This window comes from Vibrio sp. 970, assembly GCF_033339075.1.
The window spans coordinates 1-568 of the sequence record NZ_JAWOTW010000628.1; the positions used below are offsets into that span (position 1 = coordinate 1).

Genomic DNA, 568 nt, shown 5'->3' on the forward strand with positions numbered 1-568 from the left:
TTCAACAACGCAGGCGCAAGTAACGACAACAGTTATGGTCGTAAAAAAGACGGCAAAGATGAAGTTGGCACGTTCCACGGCGGTGACCTTAAAGGTGTAATTGAGAAATTGGATTACATCAAGAGCCTAGGTACAGACGCGATTTGGTTGTCGCCAATCGTTGAACAAGTGCACGGCTTTGTCGGTGGTGGCGATAGTGGCTCATTCCCGTTTTATGCTTACCATGGCTACTGGACGCGCGATTTCACCAAGATTGATGAGAACTTCGGTAACGAAGAAGATTTAAAAACGCTGGTGGAAGAGGCGCACAAGCGTGGCCTCAAAGTCTTGATGGATGCGGTTATCAACCATTCTGGTTACTCAACATTGGCGGATCTACAGTTTGATGGTATCGATGTGTTGAAGCCTAATGCCGAACTGCCCAAGAAATGGGGCGACTGGCAACCAAAAGCAGGCGAAAATTGGCATAGCTACCACCAGAATATTGATTATCAGAGTCCGAACTGGGCGAAGTGGTGGGGCGGCGATTGGGTAAGAACTGGCTTGCCGGGTTACCCAGCTCCGGGCA

General features: G+C 49.3%; 1 protein-coding gene. It reads left to right on the forward strand.

The genetic code is table 11. The features are described from left to right. Nucleotides 1-568: alpha-amylase family glycosyl hydrolase (locus tag R7Q11_RS28275; protein ID WP_263857226.1), on the forward strand; the 568-nt coding region annotated here is incomplete at both ends.